Origin of the sequence: Streptomyces sp. NBC_00028 (assembly GCF_045041065.1) — a bacterium.
GTDB lineage: Bacteria > Actinomycetota > Actinomycetes > Streptomycetales > Streptomycetaceae > Streptomyces.
In genome coordinates this window covers 3,158,993-3,181,978 of sequence record NZ_CP108293.1, presented here as the reverse complement: position 1 = coordinate 3,181,978, position 22,986 = coordinate 3,158,993, and the positions used below count along the sequence as shown (strand labels likewise).

At 70.3% G+C, this 22,986-nt stretch carries 21 protein-coding genes and 1 pseudogene; 18 read left to right on the top strand and 4 right to left on the bottom strand.

The features are described from left to right. Positions 1 to 2 precede the first annotated feature (2 nt). Complete coding sequence (locus OG885_RS13845) at positions 3 to 974, bottom strand: LLM class flavin-dependent oxidoreductase (RefSeq protein WP_405730786.1); 972 nt, start codon at positions 972 to 974, stop codon at positions 3 to 5. Between the two features lie 188 nt (positions 975 to 1,162). On the opposite strand from OG885_RS13845, the gene ftsY reads away from it, so the two are divergent. Then, the gene (ftsY, locus tag OG885_RS13840; protein ID WP_405730784.1) at positions 1,163 to 2,374 is read left to right on the top strand and encodes a signal recognition particle-docking protein FtsY; all 1,212 of its coding nucleotides are present in this window, start codon (positions 1,163 to 1,165) and stop codon (positions 2,372 to 2,374) included. 184 nt (positions 2,375 to 2,558) lie between these two features. Here the strand turns inward: ftsY and OG885_RS13835 are convergent, their stop codons facing one another. Continuing rightward, positions 2,559 to 3,224 (bottom strand): bifunctional DNA primase/polymerase, encoded by a 666-nt coding sequence (locus OG885_RS13835; RefSeq protein WP_405730782.1) that lies wholly within the window; start codon positions 3,222 to 3,224, stop codon positions 2,559 to 2,561. A gap of 433 nt (positions 3,225 to 3,657) precedes the next feature. Here OG885_RS13835 and OG885_RS13830 point away from each other — a divergent pair, with 433 nt between their 5' ends. From OG885_RS13830 to ftsH, 6 genes are all read left to right on the top strand, one after another. Further along, positions 3,658 to 5,145: a hypothetical protein gene (locus OG885_RS13830; protein WP_405730780.1), complete on the top strand. Its 1,488-nt coding sequence runs from the start codon at positions 3,658 to 3,660 to the stop codon at positions 5,143 to 5,145. A 388-nt stretch (positions 5,146 to 5,533) separates the two neighbouring features. Beyond that, entirely contained in the window at positions 5,534 to 6,865 is a 1,332-nt protein-coding gene (locus OG885_RS13825) for an ammonium transporter (protein ID WP_405730778.1), read from the top strand. Next, positions 6,862 to 7,200, top strand: coding sequence for a P-II family nitrogen regulator (locus OG885_RS13820; protein ID WP_003997576.1), 339 nt, complete (start codon positions 6,862 to 6,864; stop codon positions 7,198 to 7,200). Before OG885_RS13825 ends, OG885_RS13820 begins: the two co-directional genes overlap by 4 nt. Positions 7,201 to 7,223: 23 nt before the next feature. After that, positions 7,224 to 9,671 carry a [protein-PII] uridylyltransferase gene (locus tag OG885_RS13815; protein ID WP_405730776.1) on the top strand — a complete coding sequence of 816 codons (2,448 nt, stop codon included), beginning with the start codon at positions 7,224 to 7,226 and terminating at the stop codon, positions 9,669 to 9,671. A gap of 81 nt (positions 9,672 to 9,752) precedes the next feature. Further along, positions 9,753 to 11,306, top strand: coding sequence for a signal recognition particle protein (gene ffh, locus OG885_RS13810; RefSeq protein ID WP_405730774.1), 1,554 nt, complete (start codon positions 9,753 to 9,755; stop codon positions 11,304 to 11,306). A gap of 103 nt (positions 11,307 to 11,409) precedes the next feature. Then, complete coding sequence (ftsH, locus tag OG885_RS13805) at positions 11,410 to 13,347, top strand: ATP-dependent zinc metalloprotease FtsH (protein WP_405730772.1); 1,938 nt, start codon at positions 11,410 to 11,412, stop codon at positions 13,345 to 13,347. Here ftsH and OG885_RS13800 read toward each other — a convergent pair. After that, positions 13,344 to 13,916, bottom strand: a complete 573-nt coding sequence (locus OG885_RS13800; protein ID WP_405730770.1) for a hypothetical protein — start codon at positions 13,914 to 13,916, stop codon at positions 13,344 to 13,346. The genes ftsH and OG885_RS13800 overlap by 4 nt on opposite strands. A 79-nt stretch (positions 13,917 to 13,995) precedes the next feature. Then, positions 13,996 to 14,853, bottom strand: a complete 858-nt coding sequence (locus tag OG885_RS13795; protein WP_405730768.1) for an SAM-dependent methyltransferase — start codon at positions 14,851 to 14,853, stop codon at positions 13,996 to 13,998. A gap of 540 nt (positions 14,854 to 15,393) precedes the next feature. On the opposite strand from OG885_RS13795, the gene OG885_RS13790 reads away from it, so the two are divergent. From OG885_RS13790 to OG885_RS13740, 11 genes and pseudogenes are all read left to right on the top strand, one after another. Then, positions 15,394 to 15,990, top strand: coding sequence for a hypothetical protein (locus OG885_RS13790; protein ID WP_003997568.1), 597 nt, complete (start codon positions 15,394 to 15,396; stop codon positions 15,988 to 15,990). 275 nt (positions 15,991 to 16,265) lie between these two features. Further along, positions 16,266 to 16,685: a 30S ribosomal protein S16 gene (rpsP, locus tag OG885_RS13785; protein ID WP_399965939.1), complete on the top strand. Its 420-nt coding sequence runs from the start codon at positions 16,266 to 16,268 to the stop codon at positions 16,683 to 16,685. 2 nt (positions 16,686 to 16,687) lie between these two features. Continuing rightward, positions 16,688 to 16,927 (top strand): RNA-binding protein, encoded by a 240-nt coding sequence (locus tag OG885_RS13780; RefSeq protein WP_003973401.1) that lies wholly within the window; start codon positions 16,688 to 16,690, stop codon positions 16,925 to 16,927. Positions 16,928 to 17,031: 104 nt separating this feature from the next. Next, entirely contained in the window at positions 17,032 to 17,577 is a 546-nt protein-coding gene (rimM, locus tag OG885_RS13775; protein ID WP_405730765.1) for a ribosome maturation factor RimM, read from the top strand. Further along, positions 17,574 to 18,407 (top strand): tRNA (guanosine(37)-N1)-methyltransferase TrmD, encoded by an 834-nt coding sequence (gene trmD / locus OG885_RS13770; RefSeq protein WP_405730763.1) that lies wholly within the window; start codon positions 17,574 to 17,576, stop codon positions 18,405 to 18,407. The genes rimM and trmD overlap by 4 nt, the downstream gene beginning before the upstream one ends. A 133-nt stretch (positions 18,408 to 18,540) precedes the next feature. Further along, on the top strand, positions 18,541 to 18,891 hold the full coding sequence (rplS, locus tag OG885_RS13765; RefSeq protein WP_059198033.1) for a 50S ribosomal protein L19: 351 nt from the start codon (positions 18,541 to 18,543) through the stop codon (positions 18,889 to 18,891). 45 nt (positions 18,892 to 18,936) lie between these two features. Continuing rightward, positions 18,937 to 19,653 (top strand): signal peptidase I, encoded by a 717-nt coding sequence (gene lepB, locus OG885_RS13760; RefSeq protein ID WP_405730761.1) that lies wholly within the window; start codon positions 18,937 to 18,939, stop codon positions 19,651 to 19,653. Then, a pseudogene (gene lepB, locus OG885_RS13755) lies at positions 19,646 to 20,731 on the top strand (signal peptidase I); the annotation flags it as partial. The gene lepB (OG885_RS13760) and the pseudogene lepB (OG885_RS13755), both read left to right, overlap by 8 nt. Continuing rightward, complete coding sequence (lepB, locus tag OG885_RS13750) at positions 20,628 to 21,590, top strand: signal peptidase I (protein ID WP_405730759.1); 963 nt, start codon at positions 20,628 to 20,630, stop codon at positions 21,588 to 21,590. The pseudogene lepB (OG885_RS13755) and the gene lepB (OG885_RS13750), both read left to right, overlap by 104 nt. Before the next feature lie 102 nt (positions 21,591 to 21,692). Next, positions 21,693 to 22,475, top strand: coding sequence for a signal peptidase I (lepB, locus tag OG885_RS13745; protein ID WP_405730757.1), 783 nt, complete (start codon positions 21,693 to 21,695; stop codon positions 22,473 to 22,475). Then, a complete protein-coding gene (locus OG885_RS13740; RefSeq protein ID WP_329334225.1) occupies positions 22,465 to 22,980 on the top strand; it encodes an NUDIX hydrolase in 516 nt (171 codons plus the stop codon). The genes lepB (OG885_RS13745) and OG885_RS13740 overlap by 11 nt, the downstream gene beginning before the upstream one ends. The last annotated feature ends 6 nt before the right edge of the window (positions 22,981 to 22,986 follow it).

The window sequence follows — 22,986 nt, the reverse complement described above, 5'->3', positions numbered from 1 at the left end:
GGTCAGCCGCCGAGCCTCGGCAGTACGTCCTCGCAGAACAGCCGCAGACTCCGCCACCCCTCCGCGACCGGCATCCCGCCCGCCAGCGGATGCAGTACGAGATTGTCGAGCCCCTGCGCCACACACGCGTCCGGCGTCAGGATCCGGTACACGCCCTCGGCGCGCAGCTCGTCCACACTCGTCGCCGCCGACCTCACCGCCGACCGGATGTCCCCGGACTGCCAGGAGGCGTACGTCCGTGCCTCGTGCAGGAAGTGCTCCCCGTGCGCGGCCCACACCGCCTCCGGGTCCTCGGCGATGTGCAGCAACGGGGTCTCGGCGGCCGGCATCATCGTCCAGCCCTCCGTCCCGTACTCGACGAGCCGCTCCTTGTAGTACGCCTCCAGCTCCGGCAGATGCGCGCTGGGGAAGAAGGGCAGCCCGAGCCGGGCGGCCCGGCGGGCGGCGGCCTTCGAGGAGCCGCCGACCAGGAGAAGGGGGTGCGGGTCGGTGAACGGGCGCGGGGTGACCCGTACCGTACGGCCCCGGTAGGTGAACTCCTCGCCGGTCCACGCCTTCAGCAGCGTCTCCAGCAGCTCGTCCTGGAGCTTGCCGCGCCGCTTCCACTCCACGTCGAACAGCGCGTACTCCTCGGGCCGGTAGCCGATCCCGGCGACCGTGACCAGGCGTCCGCCGCTCAGCAGGTCCAGTACGGCGATCTCCTCGGCCAGCCGCAGCGGGTCGTGCAGCGGGCCGATGATCGCCGAGACCGTGACCGCGATACGGCGGGTGGCGCCGAAGACGGCTCCCGCGAAGGCGAAGGGGGAGGGGAGCCAGTTGTTCGCGACGCCGTGGTGCTCCTCGGTCTGCACGGTGGTGACGCCGTGGTCGTCGGCGTACGCGGCCATCTCCAGGGCGGCCTGGTAGCGGGCGCGGAGCGAGGCGGGGGTGGCGGCGGGCTCGACGAGGTTGAAGCGGACGACCGTGACGGGCATGGGGGTCCCCCTTCAGTCGGTGGTGGGGGACGTTAGCTGACAGAGTGTCAGATTGCCATGGTCCTGCCGGCCTCTCGACGGCGGCCGGGCGGCACGGAGCCGAGGGCCGGCCGGACCGGCGCGGAAGGCGCGCGGCCCCTGTCGGGCAACGGCCGACCGTACCCGGGGTCACGCATACTGGACCCGTTATGGAAACCGTCATCCTTGCTGTAGTCATCGCCGTGGTCGTGCTCGGTGTGCTCGGCGGGCTCGTCGTCGGCAGCCGACGTAAGAAGCCGCTGCCCCCGCCGCCTCCGTCAGCGCCCGACATCACCGCCCCTCCGGCCGAGCCGCACGTCGGCGACGAGGCCGAGACGCCCCGCGACGAACCGCGCCGGACGATAGAGGAGGTGGACCTGCCCGACGGCACCGCCCCGGTCGCCGTCGGGGAACCGCCCGTCGTCGAAGAGCTCCCGCCGACCGAGATCGAGGTCCCGGAGCCCACCGCCGGCCGCCTGGTGCGGCTGCGCGCCCGTCTCTCCCGCTCGCAGAACGCGCTCGGCAAGGGCCTGCTGACCCTGCTGTCCCGCGAGCACCTCGACGACGACACCTGGGAGGAGATCGAGGACACCCTCCTCACCGCCGACGTCGGCGTCGCCCCCACCCAGGAACTGGTCGAGGGCCTGCGCGAGCGCGTGAAGGTGCTCGGCACCCGTACCCCCGAGGAGCTGCGCGCGCTGCTGCGTGAGGAGCTCCTGAAGCTGGTCGGCACGGACTTCGACCGTACGGTGAAGACCGAGCCCGAGACCGGCAAGCCCGGCATCGTGATGGTCGTCGGTGTCAACGGCACCGGCAAGACCACGACCACCGGCAAGCTGGCCCGCGTCCTGGTCGCCGACGGTCAGTCCGTCGTGCTCGGCGCCGCGGACACCTTCCGTGCCGCCGCCGCCGACCAGCTCCAGACCTGGGGTGAGCGCGTCGGCGCCCACACCGTGCGCGGTCCCGAGGGCGGCGACCCCGCCTCCATCGCCTTCGACGCGGTGAAGGAGGGCAAGGAGATCGGCGCGGATGTCGTGCTGATCGACACCGCCGGGCGCCTCCACACCAAGACCGGGCTCATGGACGAGCTCGGCAAGGTCAAGCGGGTCGTCGAGAAGCAGGCGCCGCTGGACGAGGTGCTGCTGGTGCTGGACGCGACGACCGGGCAGAACGGCCTGGTGCAGGCCCGCGTCTTCGCCGAGGTCGTCGACATCACCGGCATCGTCCTCACCAAGCTCGACGGCACGGCCAAGGGCGGCATCGTCATCGCGGTCCAGCGGGAGCTGGGAGTGCCGGTGAAGCTGGTGGGTCTGGGCGAGGGGGCGGATGACTTGGCGCCGTTCGAGCCCGAGGCGTTCGTGGATGCGCTGATCGGCGACTGAACGCTCCGCTGGGAGAGCCGTGACGGCCGGTGATCGTCTGCGGCGCCGTTGTGGCTGGTCGCGCCCACGCGGCGGAGCCGCAAATTGATACGGCCCCGCGCCCCTTAGGCGCGCTGTCGAACCGTGTGAAGAAGTGCCCCGCCCCCAAGGTGCAGTTGGGAGCGGGGCACTTCGCTGTGTACGGCTATGCGCGCGACCGGTGTGCTACGTACGCCAGCGTCCCCAGCAGCAGTCTCGCCGCCGGTGGCTTCGTCGCCGAGTCCAGGGCCGGTGGGCGCAGCCAGCGCACCGGGCCCAGGCCGCCGCGGTCGGACGGGGGAGCCGTGATGTGTGTGCCGGGGCCCAGGCCGCGCAGGTCCAGGGAGGTGGGGTCGTCCCAGCCCATGCGGTAGAGGAGCTCCGGGAGCTCGGCGGCGGCGCCGGGGGCGACGAAGAAGTGGGCGCGGCCGTCCGGGGTGGCGGTGACCGGGCCGAGGGGCAGGCCCATGCGCTCCAGGCGGACCAGCGCGCGGTGCCCGGCGGGCTCGGCCACCTCGATCACGTCGAAGGCGCGGCCGACCGGCAGCAGCACCGCGGCGCCCGGGAACTCGGCCCAGGCACCGGTCACTTCGTCCAGCGTCGCGCCCGCGGGCACCTCCGGGGCGAAGTCCAGTGGATGCGCGCCCGGTGCCCGGCAGTCGGAGTGCCCGCAGGAGCACGCGCCGCCGGCGGCCCGGGCGCCCGGGACCACGTCCCAGCCCCACAGGCCGGTGAACTCGGCCACGGCGGTGCACTCCGACGAGCGGCCGCGGCGACGCGAGGAGGAACGGATGTCGCGGATCCCCCGACTGCTGCCGATCGTGAAGCCCATGCCCCCTCCAACGGGTCCAGCGCACCGGTGGTTACGAGACGCGCACGGAAAGTGACCTGAGCGGTCCCGGGCCCGTCCACTCGGCGCCCGGATGCGCCCCGGGTGGTGCGCCCGGTCCCGCGCGCCCCTGAGTGCACCGCTCCGCCCACTCCCGGCTGTCCTATGTCAAGTGAATCGCGTGCGGGCGACCGTGAGTTCATTCGAAGGGGTGGCGAATGGTGGCGTTTCCGGGATCGCCATGGCTGGAGGGGTGATCGTAGGATTACTTTGAGTACACAAGGCCTGGGGGCACATCCACTCGTGGGTATGCCGGAGGCAAGTCGATATCCCGTTCGAAGGGTGACAACTGACGGACAGGAAGCCGTATTTACCGGCATTCTGATAGGGCTTGGCGCACTCAGCGACAAGTGGTCTCAGGGATGGGGGCGTTCCAGTGAGCGGCAACGGCGGAAGCGGAACGGGCGCCGGCAGCGCGGCGAACGGCGACAAGCGCCCCAATGAGCTGCTCGGCTCCTGGTTCGTGCGCAGCGGTTGGTCGAAGGGCGAACTCGCCCGCCAAGTCAACCGCCGGGCCCGCCAGTTGGGCGCCAACCACATCTCCACCGACACCTCGCGCGTCCGCCGCTGGCTGGACGGCGAGAACCCCCGCGAGCCGATCCCCAGGATCCTGTCGGAGCTGTTCTCCGAGCGGTTCGGCTGCGTCGTCTCGGTCGAGGACCTCGGCCTGCGCGCCGCCCGTCAGTCACCCTCCGCGACCGGGGTCGACCTGCCCTGGACGGGCCCGCAGACCGTGGCCCTGCTCAGCGAGTTCTCGCGCAGCGACCTCATGCTGGCGCGGCGCGGCTTCCTCGGAACCTCGCTGGCCCTCTCCGCGGGCCCGTCCCTCATCGAGCCCATGCAGCGCTGGCTCGTCCCCACCCCGTCCACCGCGCACCACGAGCCCGAGTCCTCGGCCCGGCGCGGCGGCCGGCTCTCCAAGCCCGAGCTGGACCTCCTCGAGTCCACCACCGTGATGTTCCGGCAGTGGGACGCCCAGTGCGGCGGCGGCCTGCGCCGCAAGGCGGTCGTCGGCCAGCTGCACGAGGTGACCGACCTCCTCCAGGAGCCCCAGCCCGAGTCCACCACCCGCAAGCTGTTCAAGGTCGCCGCCGAGCTGGCCGAGCTCGCGGGCTGGATGTCGTACGACGTGGGACTCCAGCCCACCGCGCAGAAGTACTTCGTCCTCGCGCTGCACGCCGCCAAGGAGGCGGGCGACAAGCCGCTCGGTTCGTACGTCCTCTCCAGCATGAGCCGCCAGATGATCCACCTCGGCCGGCCCGACGACGCCCTGGAGCTGATCCATCTCGCGCAGTACGGCAGCCGGGACTGCGCGAGCCCGCGGACCCAGTCGATGCTGTATGCGATGGAGGCCCGCGCGTACGCCAATATGGGGCAGCCCGGCAAGTGCAAGCGTGCCGTCCGGATGGCCGAGGACACCTTCTCCGACGCCGACGAGTGGGACGAGCCGGACCCCGACTGGATCCGCTTCTTCTCCGAGGCCGAGCTGTACGGCGAGAACTCCCACTCCTACCGCGACCTCGCCTATGTCGCCGGCCGCAGCCCGACGTACGCCTCCCTGGCCGAGCCCCTGATGCGGCGGGCCGTCGAGCTCTTCGCCAAGGACCAGGAACACCAGCGGTCGTACGCACTCAACCTGATCGGCATGGCCACCGTGCACCTGCTCCAGCGGGAACCCGAGCGCAGCGCGGTTCTGGCCGAGGAGGCCATGGTCATCGCCAAGAAGGTCCGCTCCGAGCGCGTGAACACTCGTATCCGAAAGACGGTCGACACGGCCGTACGCGATTTCGGTGAACTCGCCGAGGTAGTGGATCTCACGGACAAGCTCGCCATCGAGCTGCCGGAGACGGCCGAGGCCGTCTGAATTCCCTGAACCCCGGCCGCGGCGGCCCTCCCGAACTGCCCGACTCGGCTCCCCCATGCCAGGTCATCGGAAGACCGCCGCGGTCGGTTCCCCCCTTTGCGCCTAAACCGGCGCCGCTCTCGCGGATGCGGCTGGGCGCCGTAGGGGTTCCTCAATTGATGGTTGCGGTCCCATTCATCGAAGGTTGCGCCACGATAACGATGCGCGCGCCGGACATCCGGCAGTTCATCGAGGCGTAACACGCGCGGCGCCTTCGTCACGGCGGCGAAACAACGAGGGGCTTCCACCGAAACCGCGCTGCGCCAATCTCATGGCGCATAACCGGCCCACCCCTCAATCCGCTCAGGCTTCGCCCGCACGGGGCCGTACCAACGACGAGGAGACGCCGATGGCACCAGCCATCACGCTCGCCGCAGACAAGCTGTCGGTGGCCAACACAGGTTTCATGCTCATCTGTTCCGCCCTGGTGCTGATCATGACCCCGGGCCTCGCCTTCTTCTACGGAGGCATGGTCCGCGTCAAGAGCACCCTCAACATGCTGATGATGAGCTTCATCAGCATGGGGATCGTCACCATCCTGTGGGTGCTGTACGGCTTCTCCATGGCATTCGGGACGGACCACGGCTCGCTCATCGGCTGGGAGAACGACTTCTTCGGCTGGACGGGCATCGACAAGGGCGACATCTGGTCCGGGTACACGATCCCGGTCTTCGCCTTCGCCGTCTTCCAGATGATGTTCGCGATCATCACGCCGGCCCTGATAAGCGGCGCCATCGCCGACCGCGTGAAGTTCTCCGCGTGGGCGCTCTTCGTCTTCCTGTGGGCCACGATCGTGTACTTCCCGGTCGCCCACTGGGTCTGGGGCACCGGCGGCTGGGCCTTCGAGCTCGGAGTGATCGACTTCGCCGGTGGTACGGCGGTCCACATCAACGCGGGTGCCGCCGCGCTCGGCGTCATCCTGGTCATCGGCAAGCGCGTCGGCTTCAAGAAGGACCCGATGCGCCCGCACAGCCTCCCGCTGGTCATGCTCGGTGCCGGTCTGCTGTGGTTCGGCTGGTTCGGCTTCAACGCCGGCTCGTGGCTCGGCAACGACGACGGCGTCGGCTCCCTGATGTTCGTCAACACGCAGATCGCCACCGCCGCCGCCATGCTGGCCTGGCTCGGCTACGAGAAGATCCGCCACGGCGCGTTCACCACCCTCGGTGCCGCGTCCGGCGCGGTCGCCGGTCTCGTCGCCATCACCCCGTCCGGTGGCGCGGTCACCCCGATCGGCGCGATCGCGGTCGGCGTCATCGCCGGTGTCCTGTGCGCCATGGCGGTCGGCCTGAAGTACAAGTTCGGCTACGACGACTCGCTCGACGTCGTCGGTGTCCACATGGTCGGCGGTGTCGTCGGCTCCCTGCTGATCGGCTTCTTCGCCAGCGGCAAGGGCCAGTCCGACGTCGAGGGCCTCTTCTACGGCGGTGGCCTCGACCAGTTCTGGAAGCAGTGCGCGGGTGTCTTCGCCGTCCTCGCCTACTCCCTGATCGCCTCCGCGGTGCTCGCCTTCCTCCTCGACAAGACCATCGGTATGCGGGTCAGCGAGGACGAGGAGATCTCCGGCATCGACCAGGCCGAGCACGCCGAGACCGCATACGACTTCAGCGGCGCGGGTGGCGGTTCCGCCAAGGCCACCGTCGCCGCCCCGGCCGCCGCCGCGAGCAAGAAGGTGGACGCATGAAGCTCATCACCGCAGTCGTCAAGCCCCACCGGCTCGACGAGATCAAGGAAGCCCTCCAGGCCTTCGGGGTACACGGTCTGACGGTCACCGAGGCGAGCGGTTACGGTCGTCAGCGGGGCCACACCGAGGTCTACCGCGGTGCCGAGTACACCGTCGACCTGGTCCCGAAGATCCGCATCGAGGTCCTCGCCGAGGACGACGACGCCGAGCAGCTGATCGACGTCATCGTGAAGGCCGCCCGCACCGGCAAGATCGGTGACGGCAAGGTCTGGTCCCTGCCGGTCGAGACGGCCGTACGGGTCCGGACCGGCGAGCGCGGTCCCGACGCGCTCTGAGCGAAACGAACAGGAGCTGCTGGGTGTCGAGTACGGACGTGCGAAAAGAAGCAGAGGACTCCGGACCCAGCGGCTATGCGGCGGCCCGGCTGCGTCTCCTCAACGAGGGGGCGCAGTCCGGGCCGCCGCGCCGTTCGGCCCTGGCCGAACTGACGGACGACTGGCTGACGGGACTGTTCACCGCAGGCTCCGAAGCGCTGCGCGGCGCCTCCCTGGTCGCCGTCGGCGGCTACGGCCGCGGCGAGCTGTCACCGCGCAGCGACCTGGACCTCCTCCTGCTGCACGACGGCAGTGACCCCGGCGCGGTCGCCGCCCTGGCCGACCGCATCTGGTACCCCGTCTGGGACCTGGGCCTCGCCCTGGACCACTCCGTGCGGACCCCGGTGGAGGCCCGCAAGACCGCCGGGGAGGACCTGAAGGTCCAGCTCGGCCTCCTCGACGCCCGGCATCTCGCCGGCGACCTCGGCCTGACCGCCGGACTGCGCACCGCGGTCCTCGCCGACTGGCGCAACCAGGCACCCAAACGCCTCCCCGAACTCCAGGAACTCTGCGCCGAACGCGCCGAACGCCAGGGCGAGCTCCAGTACCTGCTGGAGCCGGACCTCAAGGAGGCCCGCGGCGGCCTCAGGGACGCCACCGCCCTGCGCGCCGTCGCCGCCTCCTGGCTGGCCGACGCCCCGCGCGAGGGCCTCGACGACGCCCGGCGCCGGCTCCTCGACGTCCGGGACGCCCTGCACCTCACCACCGGGCGCGCCACCGACCGGCTCGCCCTCCAGGAACAGGACCAGGTCGCCGCCGAGCTCGGCCTGCTCGACGCGGACACGCTGCTGCGGCAGGTCTACGAGGCCGCGCGCGTCGTGTCGTACGCCAGTGACGTCACCTGGCGCGAGGTGGGGCGCGTGCTCAGGTCGCGGTCCGTGCGACCCCGGCTGCGCGCCATGCTCGGCGGCGGGAAGCCGGTCGCCGAGCGGTCGCCGCTGGCCGAGGGCGTCGTCGAGATGGACGGCGAGGTGGTGCTCGCCCGCGCCGCACGCCCCGAACGCGACCCCGTCCTGCCGCTGCGCGCCGCGGCCGCCGCCGCCCAGGCCGGACTGCCGCTGTCGCTGCACGCCGTACGGCGCATGGCCGCCCACGCCCGTCCGCTGCCCACGCCCTGGCCCGCCGAGGCCCGCGAGCAGCTCGTGACCCTGCTCGGCTCCGGCGCCCCGACCATCGACGTCTGGGAGGCCTTGGAGGCCGAGGGCCTGATCACCCGGCTGCTCCCCGACTGGGAGCGGGTGCGCTGCCGCCCGCAGCGCAACGCCGTGCACATCTGGACCGTCGACCGGCACCTGATCGAGACGGCGGTCCGCGCCTCGGAGTTCACGCGACGCGTGCACAGGCCGGACCTGTTGCTGGTCGCCGCGCTGCTGCACGACATCGGCAAGGGCTGGCCCGGCGACCACTCGGTGGCCGGCGAGATCATCGCGAAGGACGTCGCCGCGCGCATCGGCTTCGACCGCGAGGACGTCGCCGTACTGGCCACTCTCGTACGGCACCACCTCCTCCTCGTCGACACCGCCACCCGGCGTGACCTGGAGGACCCGGAGACGGTCCGGTCGGTCGCGGAGGCGGTCGGCACGCAGTCCACGCTGGAGCTGCTGCACGCCCTGACCGAGGCGGACGCGCTGGCCACCGGCCCTGCGGCCTGGTCGTCCTGGCGGGGTTCGCTCGTCGCCGACCTGGTGAAGCGGGTCGCGGCCGTGCTCGCCGGCGACGACCTGGACGAGCCCGAGGCCGCCGCGCCCACGGCGGAGCAGGAGCGGCTGGCGATCGAGGCGGTCGCGACCGGCAGCCCGGTGCTGTCGCTGCGGGCCCAGACGGAACCGCCGACGGGGGAGGAGCCCTCCGGGGACCCCGAGCCGCTGGGCGTGGAGCTGCTGATCGCCGTACCGGACCAGCCGAGGGTCCTCCCGGCGGTGGCGGGCGTGCTGGCCATGCACCGCCTGACCGTCCGGACCGCCGAGCTGCGCGCCCTGGACCTGCCGCACGGTGTCGAGGGCTCGGTGCTGCTCCTGAACTGGCGGGTGGCGGCGGAGTACGGGTCGCTTCCGCAGGCCGCGCGGCTGCGGGCGGATCTGGTGCGGGCGCTGGACGGTTCGCTCGACATCGCGGGCCGGCTCGCGGAGCGGGACGCGGCCTACCCGCGCCGCCGAGGCGTGGTCGCCCCGCCGCCGCGGGTGACGGTCGCCCCGGCCGCCTCCCGCCTGGCCACGGTGATCGAGGTCCGCGCCCAGGACGCCCCGGGGCTGCTGTTCCGGATCGGGCGGGCGCTGGAGGACGCGGGGGTGCGGATGCGCAGTGCGCATGTGTCGACGCTGGGGGCGAACGCGGTGGACGCGTTCTATGTCACCGGTCCCGAGGGAGCGCCGCTGCCCGGCGACGAGGCGGCTTCGGTGACACGGAAGCTGGAGGAGACCTTGCGGGGCTGACGGGGGATCCCGGCGAGCCGCCGGGCCGGGATACCCTGGAAGACGCTCATACTGCCCCCGACTCCGAGGACCGACGCCGCCGTGTTCGATACTCTCTCCGACCGCCTCTCAGCGACCTTCAAGAATCTGCGCGGCAAGGGGCGTCTGAGCGAGGCGGACATCGACGCCACCGCGCGCGAGATCCGTATCGCGCTCCTTGAGGCCGACGTGGCCCTCCCGGTCGTCCGGACGTTCATCAAGAACGTCAAGGAACGCGCGATGGGCGCCGATGTCTCCAAGGCGCTGAACCCCGCCCAGCAGGTCCTGAAGATCGTCAACGACGAGCTCGTCACGATCCTCGGCGGTGAGACCCGGCGCCTGCGCTTCGCCAAGCAGCCGCCCACCGTCATCATGCTGGCCGGTCTCCAGGGTGCCGGTAAGACGACCCTCGCGGGCAAGCTCGGCCACTGGCTCAAGGGCCAGGGCCACTCCCCGCTGCTGGTCGCCGCCGACCTCCAGCGCCCGAACGCCGTGAACCAGCTGAGCGTGGTCGCCGACCGCGCCGGCGTCGCCGTCTACGCGCCGGAGCCGGGCAACGGCGTCGGTGACCCGGTCAAGGTCGCCAAGGACTCCATCGACTTCGCGAAGTCCAAGGTCCACGACATCGTCATCGTCGACACCGCGGGCCGCCTCGGTATCGACCAGGAGATGATGCAGCAGGCCGCGGACATCCGTGACGCCGTCTCTCCCGACGAGATCCTTTTCGTCGTCGACGCGATGATCGGTCAGGACGCGGTCAACACCGCCGAGGCCTTCCGCGACGGCGTCGGCTTCGACGGCGTGGTGCTCTCCAAGCTCGACGGTGACGCCCGCGGTGGCGCGGCCCTGTCGATCCGGCAGATCACCGGCAAGCCGATCATGTTCGCGTCGAACGGCGAGAAGCTCGACGACTTCGACGCCTTCCACCCTGACCGGATGGCCTCCCGCATCCTCGACATGGGTGACCTGCTCACCCTGATCGAGCAGGCGGAGAAGACGTTCAGCCAGGAAGAGGCCGAGAAGATGGCCTCCAAGCTGGCGTCCAAGAAGGGCCAGGACTTCACCCTGGACGACTTCCTGGCCCAGATGGAGCAGGTCAGGAAGATGGGCAGCATCAGCAAGCTGCTCGGGATGCTGCCCGGCATGGGGCAGATCAAGGACCAGATCAACAACCTCGACGAGCGGGACGTCGACCGCACGGCCGCGATCATCAAGTCGATGACCCCGGCCGAGCGCCAGGAGCCGACGATCATCAACGGCTCGCGTCGCGCCCGTATCGCCAAGGGTTCCGGCGTCGAGGTCAGCGCGGTCAAGGGCCTGGTCGAGCGGTTCTTCGAGGCCCGCAAGATGATGTCCCGCATGGCCCAGGGCGGCGGGATGCCGGGCATGCCGGGGATGCCGGGCATGGGTGGCGGCCCCGGCCGCACGAAGAAGCAGCCGAAGCAGGCCAAGGGCAAGCAGCGCTCCGGCAACCCGATGAAGCGCAAGCAGCAGGAGCAGGAGGAGGCCGCGCGCCGCGCCGCCGCCGCTCAGGGCGGCAACGCCTTCGGCGTCCCGGGCCAGCAGGCTCCGCAGGACTTCGAGCTGCCGGACGAGTTCAAGAAGTTCATGGGCTGAGAGTTTTTTCTTGTACGACGCCGGGGGCGCTCCCTTTCCAGGGGGCGCCCCCGGCGTCGTCACCGCGCATGCTGGCGTGGCTTTCCTGTCGTAACGTCCGGATATGAGCAACCCCACGCCGCCCCGCAAGTCGCCGGACCAGCTCTGGCGTACCGAGGGGACCCCGGAGGAGCCGCAGAAGCCGTCCCCCGGTGGGCGCAGGCCGTGGGGCGGCTGGTGGAGCCTGGTCGTCACCGCGCTGGTCGTGTACCTGATCGCCAACCTCGTGCTGTCCTTCTTCAACGAGGGTGACGAGCCGACGATCTCGTACACCGAGTTCAGCAAGCAGGTGGACGCCGGCAACGTCAGCAAGATCTACGCCAAGGGCGACGCGATCCAGGGCCAGCTCAAGAAGGAGCAGGACAACCCGGAGGGCGACGGGAAGTACACCAAGTTCAACACCGAGCGGCCGACCTTCGCGGACGACCAGCTCTGGGAGGACCTGACCAAGCACAACGTCACGGTCACGGCCGAGCCGGTCGTGCAGCACCGCAGCTTCCTGTCCAACCTGCTGATCTCGCTGGCGCCGATGCTGCTGCTGGTCGTGCTGTGGATCTTCATCGCACGGCGGATGCGCGGGGCGATGGGCGGCGCGGGAGGGATGCTCGGGCGCAAGGCCCCGCCCAAGCCGGTCGAGCTGGAGCCGGGCAAGCAGCGCACGACCTTCGCGGACGTGGCGGGCATCGACGAGGTCGAGGGCGAGCTCAACGATGTCGTCGACTTCCTGAAGAACCCGGACGCCTATCGGAGGATGGGCGCCAAGATGCCGCGCGGTGTGCTCCTCGCGGGGCCTCCCGGCACCGGCAAGACGCTGCTCGCGCGGGCGGTCGCCGGTGAGGCGGGGGTGCCCTTCTTCTCCGCCTCGGCCTCCGAGTTCATCGAGATGATCGTCGGTGTCGGCGCCTCACGCGTGCGGGAACTGTTCGCCGAGGCCCGCAAGGTGGCCCCGTCGATCATCTTCATCGACGAGATCGACACCATCGGCCGGGCCCGCGGCGGCGGCTCCGGCATGGGCGGCCACGACGAGCGCGAGCAGACGCTCAACCAGATCCTCACCGAGATGGACGGCTTCTCCGGCTCCGAGGGCGTCATCGTGATCGCGGCGACCAACCGGGCCGACGTCCTGGACCCGGCCCTGACCCGTCCCGGCCGTTTCGACCGGGTGGTCATGGTCTCGCCCCCGGACCGGGGCGGCCGTGAGGCGATCCTGGAGATCCACACCCGTGACATCCCGATGGCCGACAGCGTGGACCTCGCCCAGGTCGCCCGGACCACCCCCGGCATGACCGGCGCGGAACTGGCCAACCTCGCCAACGAGGCCGCCCTGCTCGCGGTCAAGCGCAAGCAGGAGAGGGTGACGCAGAGCGACCTCTCGGAGGCCCTGGAGAAGGTCCAACTGGGCGCCGAACGCCCGCTGGTGATGCCCGAGGAGGAACGCCGCCGCACCGCGTACCACGAGAGCGGTCACGCCCTGCTCGGCATGCTCCAGCCGGGTGCCGACCCCGTCCGCAAGATCACCATCGTGCCGCGCGGAAGGGCGCTCGGGGTGACGCTGTCGACGCCGGACGCCGACAAGTACGCGTACACCGAGGAGTACCTGCGCGGCCGCATCATCGGCGCGCTGGGCGGCATGGCCGCGGAACAGGTCGTCTACGGCGTGATCACGACCGGCGCGGAGAACGACCTCGAACAGGTCACCAACATCGCGCGCGGCATGGTCGCCCGGTGGGGCATGAGCGAACGGGTCGGCCGGCTCTCCGCCCTCCCCAACGACGCCCAGCAGGCCTACGGGCTGGCGGCCGCCCCGCAGACCCTCGACGTGATCGACGGCGAGATGCGCCGGATCGTCGACGAGTGCTACGAGGAGGCCTGCCGCAAACTCCGCGACCACCGGGGCCAGTTGGACGACCTCGCCCAGGCGCTGCTGGAGAACGAGACCCTGGAGGAGGCGGACGCGTACCGGATCGCGGGGATCACCCGGCTGACGAAGGACGAGCCCTAGACCCGCGGGAACGTCCAGACGTACGGCTCCGCGTCCTCCTCGGACCAATGCACCTCCACGTTCCGGGCGTCGGCCGGGATCAGATACGTCTCGCAGAACGTGTGGCGCTCGCCCCGCTTCCAGCTCTCCACGTCGTACGGGTCCTCGCAGCCCGGGGCGTTCTCGGCCGCGCCGATGAGGATCGCGCCGCGCTGTCCGTCCGCGAACACCGTGGTGCCGTCGCCGACTTCGGGGGAGTCGGTGAGGGCCGGCCCGCCCCGGTGGGTGTAGGTGACATGGGCGGTCGCCAGCACCAGGCCCTTGGCCTTCGCCGGTTCCGAGACCGCCTTGCGCGCCTCGGCCTCGGTGCCGACGTCGACCTTCTGGGCGGCGATCGCGTAGGTGACCGTGCCGGGGTCCTCGGTGACCTTGCCCGTGGCGCTCTCGCCGGGCGCGAGAGAAGCGTCCTGGGAGGGTGACGCCGTCGCCGGGGTCTTCGCGTCGGCGTCGCCGCCGTCACCGCCACCGCAGCCGGCGGTGAGGAGGACGGCGAGAACGGCGACGGGCAGCGCGGTCTTGCGGTACGGCACAACAGCTCCTGTACACAGGGGAAACGGACCCTGTGCAACGAAGCGGGCCGCGGGCCGCAGCGCCTGGATCAGGCCATGTTCAGGGCACGCGCGCGATGAGATAGCGGAACACGTTCGGCATCCACACCGTGCCGTCCCGCCGCAGATGCGGATGGAGCGCCTCCGCCAGCTCCTTGTCGACCTGCGCCTGGTCCGTCGCGGAGATCGCGGCGTCGAAGAGGCCGGTCGACAGCAGACCCCTGACGGCGCTGCCCAGGCCGGCGTACCCGAAGGGGCACGCGACCCGTCCGGAGCCGTCCGGCTTCAGTCCCGCCCGGTGGGCGACCTCCTCCAGGTCGTCGCGAAGGGCGGGGCGCCAACTGCCCGCGCTGCGCAGCGGATCGGCCAGCTTCGTGGCCACTCGCAGCACGGAGGACGTGGCGCACCGCTCCGGCGGACCCCAGCCGGCGAGCACCACGGGCGCCCCGCGCTCGGCGAGCGGTGTCGCCGCCCGCAACAGTTCGCCGAGCCCCTCCGAGTCGCCCGCGAGACACCCGATGGGCTCGAAAGCGGTCACCAGGGTGTACGCGGGCGTCTCCGCGTCGGCCGCGTCCTGTGGTGAGCCGTCGACCAGCCGCGTGTCCGCACGCGCGCGTGTGCCCGACGCCTCGGGAAGCAGCCGCTCCCGGGCCAGGGCGAGGCGTTCGGGGCAGGAGTGGTCGACGCCGGTGACCGCGGCCCCTCTGGAGGCGGCCATCAGCAGGGCGAGCCCGCTGCCGCAGCCGAGGCCGAGGAGCCGGGTGCCGTTGCCCACATCGAGTCGCTCGTAGACGGCCTCGTAGAGCGGGACCAGCATCCGCTCCTGTATTTCGGACCAGTCACGCGCGCGTGCCCCTGGGTCCACGGGGGATGTCTCTCCCGTGTGAGTCAGGTGCTGCCGCACGAGCGTAGGTGTCATCAAAGCGCCCCAATCCGCCGAGAGTTGCCCCTGTGCCCGTTTCCGTAGCCCCCGTGACGTGCGCTCGCACTTTCCCCCGTATGTCTTTCCGTATGCCAGCAAACTCCGGGTCCGTCCCGGCGTCCAGGGGTCGTAGGGCCTCGCTTGTGGGTTGACCGCGCGAGTGGCGAGATTTCACATGCCGGCAACCTGGGCCCGTACGATCCCGTCATGGACGGGCCGGTGCCGGACGGCGACTCGGCGCCGGGTAACGTCGCGGTGGTCGCGTGCGCTTACTGAGGTGGCGTCCTTCCGGTGGGAGAGCGACCGAAACGCCTCTTGCGCATCCGCGGACCTCACTCGCCCCGACGCGCGGACACCGTCTACGCGGTGGTGCGTATATCGGACTACGTACCGCCTTGGTATGAGCTGTGAGGCTTCTCCGCAGATCAGCGCACCCGCCCTCGTCAGGACGCATCAGCGGCAACTGACGGGTACGTGCAAATTATTTGGGATGGCCCGGAATAGGAACACACGGGCCCTCACGCTCGTTGTCATTACGTGAGCACGACACAGACACCACCTGTTCTCGCCGCCGAGCTGGCACAGGCGTGGGCCGACATTCAGCGGTACCACCCCGAGCTGCCCGACCTCGCCGCGCCAGAGTCCCTGATCGGGGAGTCGTCGTCCGCGTGCGGACACGAACTCTCCTTCGAGCGACTGCTCCATGAGGCAGTCCATGGGATCGCCGCAGCCCGCGGCGTCCGTGACACCTCCCGCGCCGGCCGCTACCACAACCGCAGATTCCTCGCGATCGCCGAGGAGCTGGGCCTGGACCACCCCGAGGAACCGCACCCGAGCAGCGGATTCTCGCTGGTCACCCTCAACCCTGAGGCGAAGCGCCGCTACCGGCCGACGATCGAACGCCTCCAGCGCGCCCTGAAGGCGCACACGGCAGCCACCTCCGCCGACACCTCCCGCACCTTCCGCGGCCCCGCCGCCCGGCACGGCTCCTCCGGGGGCGGGGTGCGGGTGAAGGCGGTCTGCGACTGCGGCCGCAACGTACGGGTCGTCCCGTCGGTGCTGGCACAGGCGCCGATCGTGTGCGGCGGCTGCGGGAAGCCGTTCCGCATCCCGGAGGTCGTCGGCGCGGCGTAGCCACGCGCGGTGCCGGCGTCTCGTGGGTGCCGGGACCGGTGTCGTGGGGCACGTCTGACGGGCACCCGATGCGCCGGGTGCCCGTCAGGCATGCCCCACGACAGCCTCGGTCCGAGGTGACCCGCGGGGTGTGGCACAATGGCTAGCTGTACTCGACAGTCGCACAGGACCCCTCTCTCCTCCGGCTGACGCGTCCATCGGGCACTCGGGTACCGCAACCCCACGCGGCTCTCTCGCCGTGCCCAACCACGTCAAAAACAGGAGAGTCCACTCCCGTGGCAGTCAAGATCAAGCTGAAGCGTCTGGGCAAGATCCGTTCGCCTCACTACCGCATCGTCGTCGCCGACTCCCGCACCCGCCGTGACGGCCGTGCGATCGAGGAGATCGGCCTGTACCACCCGGTGCAGAACCCGTCGCGCATCGAGGTCGACGCCGACCGCGTCGCCTACTGGCTGGGTGTCGGCGCGCAGCCGACCGAGCCCGTGCTCGCCATTCTGAAGAAGACCGGCGACTGGCAGAAGTTCAAGGGCGAGCCCGCCCCGGCTCCGCTGCTCGTGGCCGCTCCCAAGGCCGCGCGCCCGTCGTTCGAGGCCCTTGGCGGCGACGACGAGGGCAAGGGTGAGGCCATCACCCAGAAGAAGAAGGCTGAGAAGAAGGACGAGGCTGCCGCCGAGTCCGAGTCGACCGAGGCCTGAGCATGCTCGAGGAGGCTCTCGAGCACCTCGTGAAGGGCATCGTCGACAACCCTGACGATGTGCAGGTCGCGTCCCGCAACCTGCGCCGCGGACGCGTGCTGGAGGTCCGGGTCCACCCCGACGACCTCGGCAAGGTGATCGGTCGCAACGGCCGCACCGCACGCGCTCTGCGCACCGTCGTGGGCGCCATCGGCGGTCGCGGTGTCCGCGTCGACCTCGTCGACGTGGATCACGTCCGCTGACGCCAATCGCAGCACCGGCTCGGGCCGGGGAGGGCCTTAGGGCCGTCCCCGGCCCGTAGTCGTATGGCCTCAACGCCAGTCGTATGACAGGAGATCTTCGAAAAGTGCAGCTCGTAGTCGCTCGCATCGGCCGCGCCCATGGCATCAAGGGCGAGGTCACCGTCGAGGTCCGCACCGACGAGCCGGAGCTCCGGCTCGGGCCCGGTGCCGTACTGCTCACGGACCCCGCCGCCATCGGCCCCCTCACCATCGAGACCGGCCGGGTCCACAGCGGCCGTCTCCTCCTGCGCTTCGAGGGCGTCAAGGACCGCACCGGCGCCGAGGCCCTCCGCAACACCCTCCTGATCGCCGAGATCGACCCGGAGGAGCTGCCGGAGGAGGAGGACGAGTACTACGACCACCAGCTGATGGACCTGGACGTGGTCACCAAGGACGGTGTCGAGGTCGGCCGGATCACCGAGATCTCGCACCTGCCCTCCCAGGACCTCTTCATCGTCGAGCGGCCCGACGGCAGCGAGGTGATGATCCCGTTCGTCGAGTCGATCGTCACCGAGATCGACCTGGAGGAGCAGCGGGCGATCATCGATCCGCCGCCCGGGCTGATCGACGACCAGGCCGAGATCGCGTCCACGAAGGAAGACGGCGCATGAGGCTGGACGTCGTCACGATCTTCCCCGAGTACCTCGAACCCCTGAACGTCTCCCTCGTCGGCAAGGCACGCGCGCGTGGGCAGCTCAACGTCCAGGTGCACGACCTGCGCGAGTGGACCCACGACCGCCACAACACCGTCGACGACACCCCGTACGGCGGTGGCCCCGGCATGGTCATGAAGACCGAGCCGTGGGGAGACGCGCTGGACACGATTTTGGCCGACGGTTACGAGACCGGCTCCCACGCGCCCGCTCTCATCGTCCCGACGCCCAGCGGACGCCCCTTCACCCAGGAACTCGCCGTCGAGCTCTCCGAGCGGCCCTGGCTGGTCTTCACGCCTGCCCGCTACGAGGGCATCGACCGCAGGGTCATCGACGAGTACGCGACCCGGATGCCGGTCTACGAGGTCTCCATCGGCGACTACGTCCTCGCCGGCGGCGAGGCGGCCGTCCTGGTCGTCACCGAGGCCGTGGCACGGCTGCTGCCCGGTGTGCTCGGCAACGCCGAGTCGCACCGGGACGACTCCTTCGCGCCCGGCGCCATGGCGAACCTCCTCGAAGGCCCCGTCTACACCAAGCCGCCCGCCTGGCGCGGCCGGGAGATCCCGGAGACGCTGCTCAGCGGCCACCACGGCAGGATCGCCCGCTGGCGGCGCGACGAGGCACTCAAGCGGACCACCGCCCACCGACCCGACCTCATCGAGCGCTGCGAGCCCAAGGCCTTCGACAAGAAGGACCGCGAGATGCTCTCCATCCTGGGCTGGGCGCCCGACCCGGCGGGGGAGCCGTACGGCCGATTTTGGCGACGGGTCGACGGCGTGGAACAATAGGTCGCTGTTGTGCGTCGTCCGGCGTGCGCCCCTGCCACAGGGGGACACGACGCCCGCCCCGACACGGACAGCTCCTCATGAAACACCTATCTCCCGCTTATGACCTGTGGCATGGGCGAAGAAAGCAGACGAAATGTCTCACCTGCTCGACTCCGTCGACAGCGCGTCGCTGCGCAGCGACATCCCGGCCTTCCGCCCGGGTGACACCGTCAACGTCCACGTCCGCGTCATCGAGGGCAACCGCTCCCGTGTGCAGCAGTTCAAGGGCGTAGTCATCCGTCGCCAGGGCGCCGGTGTCCGCGAGACCTTCACGGTCCGCAAGGTCTCCTTCTCCGTCGGCGTCGAGCGCACCTTCCCGGTGCACACCCCGATCGTCGAGAAGATCGAGCTCGTCACCCGCGGTGACGTGCGTCGCGCCAAGCTGTACTACCTGCGCGAGCTGCGCGGTAAGGCCGCGAAGATCAAGGAGAAGCGCGACAGCTGAGCTCGCGCGGGTGTTCTTATCGGGGCCGGATAACATCTGGCTCCGATGGACACCGAAGCACAGCAGACGGAGCGCGACCGCTCCTCCCGCCCTTCCGACTCCGAGGAGACCTCGGACACAGAGGGTCAGGAGGGGCGGTCGCGTTTCGCGTTGGTGGCGCGGATCACCGAGTGGCTACCCGGTGGCCGGATCACCCTGAGTGTGCTGTTCTGCCTGCTGTTTTTGCTGCTTCTCAACGCTTTCGTGGCTCAACCCTTCCAGATTCCCAGCGGATCCATGGAAAACGGATTGAGGATCGGGGACCGCGTTCTCGTAAACAAGTTGGCGTACCGTTTCGGTGCCGAGCCGCGGCGCGGGGATGTGGTCGTGTTCGACGGATCCGGGTATTTCGGGGACGCGGACTACATCAAGCGCGTTGTGGGGGTGGGGGGAGACCACGTGGTCTGCTGCGACAAGAAGGGGAGGATCGAGGTGAACGGCCGGTCGGTCGACGAGTCGACGTTCCTGTACCCCGGTGACAGCCCTTCGGCGGTTCCCTTCGACGTCGTCGTGCCCGACGGCACTCTCTTCGTCCTCGGTGACCACCGCAGTCACTCCAGCGACTCCCGCGACCACCTGGGTTCGCCCGGCGGCGGCATGATCCCGGTCGGCGAGGTGATCGGCCGCGCCGACTGGATCGTATGGCCGACCGCCCACTGGACCCGGCTGCGGCCTTCCGACGCCTACGCGCGTGTGCCCGCCGAGGACGGTGCGCATGGGTAACCGCGGCAAACCGCGCGGGGTGTCCGGTGACGCCGCCGACAACCTTCTGCCCACCGGCGTCCGGCGCGCCGCCAGCCCCGCCGGCGGGCGCTCGCGCGCGGAGCGCCGCAAGCTCCAGCGCAAGGTCAAGCGGCGCCGCAGGCGCTCCGCCGTCAAGGAGATACCGCTTCTCGTCGGTGTCGCCGTGCTCATAGCCCTGGTGCTGAAGACCTTCCTCGTGCAGGCCTTCGTGATCCCGTCCGGCTCCATGGAGCAGACGATCCAGATCGGCGACCGCGTCCTGGTCGACAAGTTCACCCCGTGGTTCGGCTCCAAGCCGCAGCGCGGGGACGTCGTCGTCTTCAAGGACCCGGGCGGCTGGCTCAAGGACGAGCAGACGACGACGAAGAAGGAGGACCCCGTCGTCGTCAAGCAGATCAAGGAAGGGCTCACCTTCATCGGCCTGCTGCCGTCCGACAACGAGAAGGACCTCATCAAGCGGGTCGTCGGCGTGGGCGGCGACCGCGTCAAGTGCTGCGACACACAAGGGCGGGTGACCGTCAACGGCGTGCCGCTCACCGAGGGCGACTACCTCTATCCCGGCAACGCTCCCTCCTCGCAGGAGTTCGACATCACCGTCCCCCAGGGGCGGTTGTGGGTGATGGGCGACCACCGGGCCAACTCCGCGGACTCCCGCGTACATCAGGACACCGACTACGGCGGTACCGTCTCCGAGGACTCGGTGGTGGGACGGGCGATGGTCATCGCCTGGCCCCTGGGCCACTGGAACACCTTGAAGGAGCCGAAAACCTACGCTTCCGTGACCGACTCGGCGACCGGGTCGACCGCTGCTCCCCCGCTGTCGCATAGGGTTGCCTCCGACGATCCGAATGGACCTGTCCAACTCCCGACCCCTGCGGAACTCCCGCTCGTTATGGGAGTGGTGGGCCTGCGCCGTGCATGGGGCAGGCGGCGGCACAGAGTAAGGAGTTGGCGTGGGGGATGTGGCGGTTGGCGCACGGTCCGGACACGACGGCGAGGAGCACCGCGGACGCCCCGTGGACGCGGCCGACCCGGCCGTGGACAGCGTCGTGACCTCGAGCGATGGCTCCGGCGGAGATGGGGACGGCACCAGAACGGACCAGGGTCAGGACGAGTCCAAGCCCGCGCCGAAGAAGCAGCGTTCCTTCTGGAAGGAACTGCCCATCCTGATCGGTATCGCGCTCGTCCTGGCGCTGCTGATCAAGACCTTCCTGGTCCAGGCGTTCTCGATCCCGTCCGACTCGATGCAGAACACCCTCCAGCAGGGTGACCGGGTCCTCGTCGACAAGCTGACGCCCTGGTTCGGCTCCGAGCCCGAGCGCGGTGAGGTCGTCGTCTTCCACGACCCCGACAACTGGCTGGCGGGCGAGCCGACGACCGACCCCAACGCCATCCAGACGTTCCTCAGTTGGATCGGTCTGATGCCGTCCGCCGAGGAGAAGGACCTCATCAAGCGCGTCATCGGCGTCGGCGGCGACACCGTGTCCTGCAAGGGCACCGGCCCGCTGAAGGTCAACGGCAAGGCGCTGAACGAGGCGGACTACGTCTACGCGGGCAACACCCCGTGCAGCCAGGACGACCAGGGCGGCCAGTTCACCGTGAAGGTCCCCAAGGGCTACATCTGGGTCATGGGCGACCACCGCCAGAACTCGCGCGACTCCCGGTACAACCAGACCGACAAGCACCACGGCATGGTCCCGGTCGACGACGTCGTCGGGCGCGCCGTCGTGAAGGCCTGGCCGATCAACCGCTGGGGCACCCTGCCGGTCCCCGACACCTTCGACCAGGACGGCCTGAACACCCAGTCCTCGGCGTCCACCGCACTGACCGTGGCCCCGCAGGGGCTGGCGCTCGCGGGCGCGGTGCCGGTGGTGCTGTGGCGGCGGCGGAAGACCGCCCCGGTCGAGACCCGCTGACCGCCCCCGCGGTTGACCTTGTGAAACCTTTACGGAGGCCGTGACCTCGGTCTCCGAAAGGGGGCTGACCGCTTCCGGTACCGCCGGGTAGGGTGCGGACCCATGGGTGGCGAGAGCACGACACGTACGGCCCCGCGCAGCGGTGGCACCAACACGGGCCCGGTGGGCAGCCGGACCGGACAGCGACTGTCCGGGCTGGCCGTCGCGCTGGGCCTGGTGCTGTTCCTGGGCGGGTTCGCCTGGGGAGCGGTGGTCTACCGGCCGTACACCGTGCCCACCAGCTCGATGGCGCCCACCATCGACGCCGGTGACCGGGTGCTCGCGCAGCGCATCGACGCCGGTGACATCCGCAGGGGTGACGTCGTCGTCTTCACCGACAAGAGCTGGGTGACCAACGCCCCGGTGGTCAAGCGCGTGGTCGCGGTCGGCGGGGACACCGTCTCCTGCTGCACGAAGGGCAAGCTGACCGTCAACGGCAAGCAGATCGAGGAACCGTATCTGCCCAAGGACAGCCTGGCCGAGTGGAAGAACATCCCCGAGGTGACCGTCCCCGAGGGCCGGCTGTTCCTGCTCGGTGACGAGCGGCAGGGCTCCCTCGACTCCTCCGCGCACCTCACGGACGCGGCCAGCGGCACGGTCGCGGTCAGTGCCGTGACCGCCCGCGTCGACGCGGTGGTCTGGCCCATGGACGGCATGCTGAAGGAGCCGAGCGGCTTCAAGGAACTCGGTGCGCTGTCCTCGCCCGGTCCGCTGCGGACGATCACCGCCCTGATCATCGGTGGCGCGGTGCTGGTGCTCGGCGGCGGGGCCTACGGTCCGATCGCCAAACGGCTCGGCAAGCGTCGCGGCACCTCTGCCCGGACGGAGCCCGTGGGTGCGCGCTGAGGCCGCGGCGGACACCTACGAGGGCGGACTGCGCAAGGTCGCCAGGGTGGTGCTGCTCGACCCCGACGACCGCATCCTGCTCCTGCACGGCCATGAGCCGGACGATCCGAGCGACGACTGGTGGTTCACGCCCGGCGGCGGAGTCGAGGGCGACGAGACTCGTGAAGAGGCCGCTCTGCGGGAACTCGTCGAGGAGACCGGGATCACCGAGGTCGAGCTCGGTCCGGTGCTGTGGCGGCGGATGTGCTCCTTCCCCTTCGCGGGGCGCCGCTGGGACCAGGACGAGTGGTACTTCCTGGCCCGGACGACCCAGACGGCGACGGCGGCGACGGCGCTCACCGATCTGGAACGGCGCAGCGTCGCCGGAGCGCGCTGGTGGACCTGTCAGGAACTGACCCGAGCACATGAGACGGTGTATCCGACCAGACTCGCCGAGCTGCTCCGCAGGCTGCTCGACGAAGGTCCCCCGGCCGGGCCCGTGACCCTCGACACCGAAATCGTCTAGGGGCTG

Coding starts and splice junctions, on each gene's coding strand:
- OG885_RS13795 (WP_405730768.1), bottom strand. CDS start 14,853: ATGACACCTACGCTCGTGCGGCAGCACCTGACTCACACGGGAGAGACA.
- rplS (WP_059198033.1), top strand. CDS start 18,541: ATGTCTCACCTGCTCGACTCCGTCGACAGCGCGTCGCTGCGCAGCGAC.
- ftsH (WP_405730772.1), top strand. CDS start 11,410: ATGAGCAACCCCACGCCGCCCCGCAAGTCGCCGGACCAGCTCTGGCGT.
- OG885_RS13820 (WP_003997576.1), top strand. CDS start 6,862: ATGAAGCTCATCACCGCAGTCGTCAAGCCCCACCGGCTCGACGAGATC.
- OG885_RS13825 (WP_405730778.1), top strand. CDS start 5,534: ATGGCACCAGCCATCACGCTCGCCGCAGACAAGCTGTCGGTGGCCAAC.
- lepB (WP_405730757.1), top strand. CDS start 21,693: ATGGGTGGCGAGAGCACGACACGTACGGCCCCGCGCAGCGGTGGCACC.
- OG885_RS13780 (WP_003973401.1), top strand. CDS start 16,688: ATGCTCGAGGAGGCTCTCGAGCACCTCGTGAAGGGCATCGTCGACAAC.
- OG885_RS13845 (WP_405730786.1), bottom strand. CDS start 974: ATGCCCGTCACGGTCGTCCGCTTCAACCTCGTCGAGCCCGCCGCCACC.
- ftsY (WP_405730784.1), top strand. CDS start 1,163: ATGGAAACCGTCATCCTTGCTGTAGTCATCGCCGTGGTCGTGCTCGGT.
- OG885_RS13835 (WP_405730782.1), bottom strand. CDS start 3,224: ATGGGCTTCACGATCGGCAGCAGTCGGGGGATCCGCGACATCCGTTCC.
- lepB (WP_405730761.1), top strand. CDS start 18,937: ATGGACACCGAAGCACAGCAGACGGAGCGCGACCGCTCCTCCCGCCCT.
- trmD (WP_405730763.1), top strand. CDS start 17,574: ATGAGGCTGGACGTCGTCACGATCTTCCCCGAGTACCTCGAACCCCTG.